Origin of the sequence: Neisseria sp. HMSC078H04, assembly GCF_001838135.1 — a bacterium.
GTDB lineage: Bacteria > Pseudomonadota > Gammaproteobacteria > Burkholderiales > Neisseriaceae > Neisseria.
On sequence record NZ_KV835850.1, the window covers coordinates 108097 to 114234 of the forward strand.

Annotated in this window: 7 protein-coding genes, 2 tRNA genes and 1 pseudogene; 2 read left to right on the plus strand and 8 right to left on the minus strand. The window is 41.1% G+C overall.

Translation table 11 applies throughout. The annotated features are described in order from the left end of the window. Window positions 1–43: 43 nt before the first annotated feature. Both HMPREF2560_RS08200 and HMPREF2560_RS08205 read right to left on the minus strand, forming a co-directional pair. Window positions 44–835, minus strand: coding sequence for a Cof-type HAD-IIB family hydrolase (locus tag HMPREF2560_RS08200; protein WP_070607487.1), 792 nt, complete (start codon window positions 833–835; stop codon window positions 44–46). A 198-nt stretch (window positions 836–1033) separates the two neighbouring features. Beyond that, window positions 1034–2425: a 3'-5' exonuclease family protein gene (locus HMPREF2560_RS08205; RefSeq protein WP_070607484.1), complete on the minus strand. Its 1392-nt coding sequence runs from the start codon at window positions 2423–2425 to the stop codon at window positions 1034–1036. Between the two features lie 115 nt (window positions 2426–2540). Here HMPREF2560_RS08205 and HMPREF2560_RS08210 point away from each other — a divergent pair. Beyond that, window positions 2541–2617: transfer RNA gene (locus HMPREF2560_RS08210), tRNA-Arg, on the plus strand. Between the two features lie 12 nt (window positions 2618–2629). Next, a tRNA-Glu gene (locus HMPREF2560_RS08215) sits at window positions 2630–2704 on the plus strand. A gap of 111 nt (window positions 2705–2815) precedes the next feature. Here the strand turns inward: HMPREF2560_RS08215 and HMPREF2560_RS11485 are convergent. From HMPREF2560_RS11485 to HMPREF2560_RS11490, 6 genes and pseudogenes are all read right to left on the minus strand, one after another. Further along, window positions 2816–2866: pseudogene (locus HMPREF2560_RS11485) on the minus strand (hypothetical protein); the annotation flags it as partial. Window positions 2867–3693: 827 nt separating this feature from the next. Continuing rightward, window positions 3694–4104: a tetratricopeptide repeat protein gene (locus HMPREF2560_RS08220; protein WP_283116277.1), complete on the minus strand. Its 411-nt coding sequence runs from the start codon at window positions 4102–4104 to the stop codon at window positions 3694–3696. Continuing rightward, the gene (locus HMPREF2560_RS08225) at window positions 4091–4528 is read right to left on the minus strand and encodes a hypothetical protein (RefSeq protein WP_141748411.1); all 438 of its coding nucleotides are present in this window, start codon (window positions 4526–4528) and stop codon (window positions 4091–4093) included. Before HMPREF2560_RS08225 ends, HMPREF2560_RS08220 begins: the two co-directional genes overlap by 14 nt. A 253-nt stretch (window positions 4529–4781) precedes the next feature. Continuing rightward, complete coding sequence (locus tag HMPREF2560_RS08230; RefSeq protein WP_070735029.1) at window positions 4782–5174, minus strand: hypothetical protein; 393 nt, start codon at window positions 5172–5174, stop codon at window positions 4782–4784. A gap of 2 nt (window positions 5175–5176) precedes the next feature. Further along, window positions 5177–5470, minus strand: a complete 294-nt coding sequence (locus HMPREF2560_RS08235; RefSeq protein WP_070607471.1) for a hypothetical protein — start codon at window positions 5468–5470, stop codon at window positions 5177–5179. Next, window positions 5467–6138, minus strand: a 672-nt coding sequence (locus HMPREF2560_RS11490; RefSeq protein WP_283116274.1) for an RHS repeat-associated core domain-containing protein, incomplete at its 5' end; no start/stop codon positions are given. The genes HMPREF2560_RS08235 and HMPREF2560_RS11490, both read right to left, overlap by 4 nt.

Consider the following 6138-nt stretch of genomic DNA (forward strand, 5'->3'; position numbering starts at 1 on the left):
AAGGCCGTCTGAAAATGTTCAGACGGCCTTTTGATTTGATGTTTTAAATGACGCCCAATTCTTGCAAGCCGCGCAATACGCCGTCTTCATCGACACTTGGGCAGACGAATTGTGCGGCCGCTTTGGCAGCTTCTTCACCATTGCCCATGGCAACGCCAAAACCGACGGTTGACAGCATTTCCAAGTCGTTGAAGCTGTCGCCGAACGCCATTACTTTGCTCATATCAATCCCCAGTTTTTCCACTGCGTGGGCGATGCCGCGTGCTTTTGAACCTTCCTGTTTGAGTAGGTCCATGGCATGTTTGTGCCAGCGGACGGATTTGAAGCCGTGTTGTTGAATCAGCGGTTGCAGGATTTTTTCTTCTTCCTCATCCACAAAGACCAACATTTGATAAACGGGTTGTTTACGGAAATATTCTTTGTCAGTCAGGAAGTTGGGCAGGATATGTGATAAGCCTTCGACAACGCGCAGCGAATGGGAGGAAACGGCAATTTCTTGGTTGTTGACGAACGCGTAGTCTATTTTGTGTTGTTCAAGCAGGTTGATGGCGGTTTCGATGTCGGCAATATCCAAGGGGTAGCTTTGCAGGGGTTTGCCGCGAAAGGAGATATATTGGCCGTTGATGGTAACGAGCATGTCGATACCGCATTCTTGAATCAAGGCTTTGACTTTGGCGGGAATGGCGGCTTCCGGACGGCCGGTGGCAATGGCAGTCAAAATGCCTTTGGCTTTCAATGCGCGCATGGCTTGGGCAACCGAAGGACGCAGGGTATCCGTGTATTTTCGATAGAGGGTGTCGTCGATGTCAAAGAAGATGATTTCAGGATTGTTCATGGTTCACTCGTTGGGCTGGGTATACACAGCTTTCATTGAAAATTGTGTGAACAGCTTGTGTATAAATTGGTTTAGTATTTGATTGCTATTATAAAAATAAGTTCTGATTAAAATTTAGGCAGATTTTTATTGTGAGAATAAAGCGGAAAGTTATTCACAATAGGCCGTCTGAAAATTTGGTTTTCAGACGGCCTTGTTTTAAGCAATCAAACGGATATTTTCTTTGTCTTGCCTGAATTTGTTTTTAATCACGATAGGCAGGCTGCTGTCGAAATACCAGCTTCCATCAGGCAATGCCAACGCGCCACCGGCACAGAGCAGGGTAATGCTGTTTCCGGTCAGGGGATCGGTTTCGGTAATTTCAATTTCGTGCGCTTTACCCCAATCGGTTACAGGGAGTAGGGCGGCCAGCTCGGTAATGCGTTGGTTTTGATGTTTGATACCATTTGGCTGGCGACAGTTGCCGTTGCATTTTCCGACGGCCTCGACAGGGCAGGGTTCGCCCTTTGCGTAGCTGGTCGGCAAAATGTTGAGCGAATCCGGGCAGAGCCTGTGTTCTTGCGACCATTGCGTCAAAGCGCGTTTGGCTGCTTTTTTGTGGGCAAACAAACCGTAAGGACGCCAGTTTCTTGTACCGCTGTTTAACAAGACAATGTGTGCTTGAAGGCTGCCGTGTTCGTCAGCGATAAAGCGGACGGTAGAAAACGATGTGGACTTTTCAGACGGCATCAGCTGGTATTCCTGCATGGTCTGGGCTTTGAGCCATAGTGTATGGAGCTGTCCGACTGCCGGAATAAAACGGATGGAGGCTGCGGCTTTGATGTGCGGCGGCAGTTTTTTGCTGTGCAGCAGGGTGGCGGTTTCACTGTATGCGCGTTCGTGTGCTTCAATGGCTTGGGCTTTGCCGAAATGGTCAAACCAAACCAATACGCCGTAACTGTCAGGCAGGGCATAGAGCTGTTGGGCGAGCGAATCAGGCAGCCAATTGGGCAACATTTTCGGATTCATCAATACACGGACGTGTTCGTCCCATTGTTGATGATTTTTTTCTGCCAGACTTAATTCGAGATAATCACACAATGCGGCAACATCGGTCATGGCGCGGTGGCGGTTGGCAGTCTGAATGCCGGTGCGTTCGATAATACTGTCGAGACTGTGTTTGTAAAACTCAGGATACAGGCGGCGAGACAGTTGAACCGTACAGAGCGAGGGTGCGGCAAAGTCAGTATGGATACGGGCAAACTCGTGACGCAGGAAGGTATAGTCAAAGCGGCTGTTGTGGGCAACAACCACAGCACCTTGCAATAGCGGCAACAAATCGGCTGCAATATCGGCAAAGACAGGCGCGTTTTTCACTGTTTCATCATGAATCCCGGTTAGTCTGGCAACAAATTCGGGAATGCTGCGGCAAGGATTGACCAATTGCTCGTAATGTGTGGTGCGTCCTTGCTCAAAACGAACAAGGGCAACTTCCGTTATCCTGTCTTGATAGAAATTTCCACCGGTCGTCTCCAAATCCACCACGACCACAGGCCGTCCCAAACGGGAAAATGCTTCGGATAAGAGCGGCCAGCGTACGAAATCTGACATTTTATTCTCTGTAAATTCAATAGCAAATGCGCATTTTACACGCTGTCTGCAAGTTTTCCAAATAAAACGCTTGACAGTAAACAGCCCTCTCTTTATAATTCAAATCTTTCTTGATGCACCCGTAGCTCAGTTGGATAGAGTATCTGGCTACGAACCAGAGGGTCGGGCGTTCGAATCGCTCCGGGTGCGCCACAAGATTTATCCGCGCCCATCGTCTAGCGGTTAGGACATCGCCCTTTCACGGCGGTAACCGGGGTTCGATTCCCCGTGGGCGTGCCAGTTACTTTAAAATAAGCCATCACTAAAGAATAGTGATGGCTTATTTTTTTCACATTTATATTTTTTTCACATTTAAAAGTTTATAGTTATTTAATTTTTTAAATAGCTTTCTTAGCTGTTCAGACGTCCTTTGCCTATCCTTCTACCCAAAGCATCGTAGGTGTAGGCCCAAGTCTCTTTTGTGCCGTCTTTTTGAAGATTCCGGCTTTGACCAGTTGGTCATGCAGATCGTAGAAGTAGTTCTGTACTTCGCCGTCGGCCAGTTCGCGGTGGATCAGGTTGCCGAAGTGGTCGTAGTAATAGTTGCTGCCGTTGTATTCTTTAAGGTGGTTGTCCGGTATATGAGGGACGGTTTGTGAATTAGGATTCAATTTTTTGGGGAAAGATAGATTGACCCATTAGGACTTGCCTCTATTCCAGCACTATCTTCTCTTTCTGGTTTTCAGGTGCCGAAAGAGTCAAGCTACTGGTGTAAATTCACGATTAGACAACTGCAGAAGAAAGCAGCCAACAGACACACTACCTCCTCTGTAATCAAATTGGTATCCCAAGAGGGATGACCGACTGTGAAGATAACCTCTGGTTTGGGAATTATTACGACTGGGGCAAACTAAAAAGAGAAATGAACATATCTGGAACTGCTCGCCAACCATTTCAATTATGCATTACAACTTTTTCAGGTATTATGAACTATGGCATTAATGTTGTCTTAAAACATTCCTTTCAGACAAACTTAATGCTCTGTGAAGATATTATCTTCACATTATTGGGTAAACAATATCTTATTAACAGGGCAAAAAATAGTCATAATTGTTTGTGTCCAATTTCTTAAATAAGTAAGATTAATTTTTGAAATTTTATTTGATATCAAATATTCTCCATGGAATGAGTCCCGTTCGATAATGTGCCCCTTAGGAAGTTTCCAACATTTTCTTAATCCTCCTCCAGAAGTTTTAGGTTTGTAACGATAATCCGCTAAATCTTATTAATCAATTGATATTTATCAATATTTTTAATTCGTCTGGTAGTTTAGCGCCATTTCTATATGCCTTTTTAGCCCAAAATATGGCTTTTTCTTTATTGCCTTGTGTGAAAAATAAATCGGCTAAATTGGATTGGGCAATTGGATGTCCATTTTTTGCCGCTATCTCTAGCCATTTAAATTCTAAATCTTGATCTAAAGATACAAACATATGGTATTGATATAATTTGAATGCTGAGTTTTTATCTCCATTAGTGGCGTTCTTTTCGAGAATTTGAATTTCTTCATCTGGAATCCAATAAGTACTACCTGTTGATATAAAGTCAGTCATTTTCTCATTTCTTTCCGGATGTTGTTTACATGATATTAAAGGGGTTAATAACAAAAATAAAATTAAGAAATTTTTAAGTATTTCCATAGTTAGCATGTTCCTTACTTATTTTTTTACTTTGAGGAGTAAAGCTTCTCATGGTGCCTGGTTTGCTTGTATCTTGCGAGCGATCAGCCTTCATTCCCATCAGTGTTAATTTCCCGTTACTTGAAAACCAAAGATATTCATTTGGTGCTTTAACTGTAGTATTTAATTCATTAGCAAGTTGTTGTTCAAGAAGGTTTGTTCCTTTTCCTGTATTACAGGATAAAATCTCAACCGTCATACCTGATTTATAGTTAGGATTTTTTTTAATTCTCGCTGCTAATTTTTTAGCATCTAATCTTTCACCTGTAGCCCCATCTACCATCAATGAAGGATTACCATGCCCTCCTACTTGGAAAGTATTCGGTTTATTGGCAACTTTATGAGCGTAAGAGTGTATGTCTTCATTACTTGGGAATAAATTCATATCAACTCCAGCTAAACCTAACCAATCGACCCATACTTGGGTATTAGGTGCAAATTGATAAAGATTATCCCACCCATCAACCCTATCGGATAGCGACGACGCCATCGCTTAATTAAAAATCCTGCCTTAAGATCGGCAGGATTTGAAAATAGCTTTCACATTATGAAATAAAACAGCACTTCATTTTTCTCAAAAAATCGTCTTATTTATCTCGGCACGCTTCAGTTTACAGCATATTCTTGAGATATATTTGTTAATATAAAGTTAAATTCTTTTCTGTGCTTTTATATATATCTGTATAGAAATAAATTCTATTATCTTTTATCTCTTTCAGATAAACCAAGTCTTCGATACCCCCAATATACTCAATTGATAAATCATCTAAATTTAATGTTGCAAGCCTAAATCCAACAACGCAAAATCGTCTAATGAAAACTGGAATATATATTTTTCTATTGAAATACAACAAAGGCCCTCCAAACCCCTGTTCTTTAATAATAACTTGACCGTTAATGGATAGACTTCCAACTAAGGGAGAACCTTGATTTACTTCCATCAAATCAAGGTAGCTGACTTCCCATTTGTCAAACAAAAATTTTTCTTGAAAGTCTAAAGGAGTTTCATTCAAAATTTTTAACTTAGACATTTTTATATTTTTCTTGTCAAAGAATTGAAATCTTCTTCTAATTCTACAAGGAGTTTACCAACTTCATTATTAAATGGCCAAGAATCAATTACTATCCGAGACAATAAAAATTCTTTTCCTTTTTTTTGTTGAAAAATACTTTCTGAATTTAGATAATTAATCATGTCATATAGTTCATTTTTTATAGAAATCAACTGCTGTTTATTTGTATAACTATATCCATCACAATTATTAATCATTTTATCAATTTCGACTAAAACTATATTAATCTTTTTTATAAATTGCTCCTGATTCATTGTCTTATTAACCTTTCTAAGTCATTAATATATTTTTGTGTTTGTCCACCAGGCAACCCTAAACCTTGAGGTGCAGCTTTACCTTCAATAATAGTTGTTCCTGGTTTCACTTTAAATTGAGCAATATTAGTCATGTGGTTCCATTTTGGTTTGACTGCGAGGCTACTTCTGGTAGCAGGGAATGTTTCAAATAAATAACGACCTTTAGCTTGAGCATTTATTCCGTCAAAGTACCTTAATCCATATTCACTAGTTCCTGCCGAACGTACTTTAATCGTTTCTCTATCAAAAGATTCTAAAATTTGTTTCCTATATTTTCTTGGAACTCCTTGTGATTTTAAATATTTAGATGCTTCTTTTACACCTTGATATGGATTTGGTGTTTTCGATCTTGATGAGCATTTGCTTAAACCAAGAGGGTCAACCCAGTCTTGAGCATTCGGCGCAAACTGATAAAAATTCTCCCCACCCCACAACCCAATCGGATCCTGATTCACAAACCGACCTGCATCAGGCTCATAATACCTGAAGAAGTTGTAATGCAGCCCCGTCTCACTGTCAGCATACTGGTTTTGCAGGCGGAAGGATTGGTGCGCCGTTACTGTTACGTTGGTTTCGCTCTTCAGTTTGCCCCAACCGTAATAATCGCCGAACCAAACCAGGTTGCC

What these genes read in the sequence shown, in the direction of transcription:
- HMPREF2560_RS08200 (WP_070607487.1), bottom strand. Translation starts at nt 835, where the DNA reads ATGAACAATCCTGAAATCATCTTCTTTGACATCGACGACACCCTCTAT.
- HMPREF2560_RS08205 (WP_070607484.1), bottom strand. Translation starts at nt 2,425, where the DNA reads ATGTCAGATTTCGTACGCTGGCCGCTCTTATCCGAAGCATTTTCCCGT.
- HMPREF2560_RS08220 (WP_283116277.1), bottom strand. Translation starts at nt 4,104, where the DNA reads ATGGAAATACTTAAAAATTTCTTAATTTTATTTTTGTTATTAACCCCT.
- HMPREF2560_RS08225 (WP_141748411.1), bottom strand. Translation starts at nt 4,528, where the DNA reads ATGAATTTATTCCCAAGTAATGAAGACATACACTCTTACGCTCATAAA.
- HMPREF2560_RS08230 (WP_070735029.1), bottom strand. Translation starts at nt 5,174, where the DNA reads ATGTCTAAGTTAAAAATTTTGAATGAAACTCCTTTAGACTTTCAAGAA.
- HMPREF2560_RS08235 (WP_070607471.1), bottom strand. Translation starts at nt 5,470, where the DNA reads ATGAATCAGGAGCAATTTATAAAAAAGATTAATATAGTTTTAGTCGAA.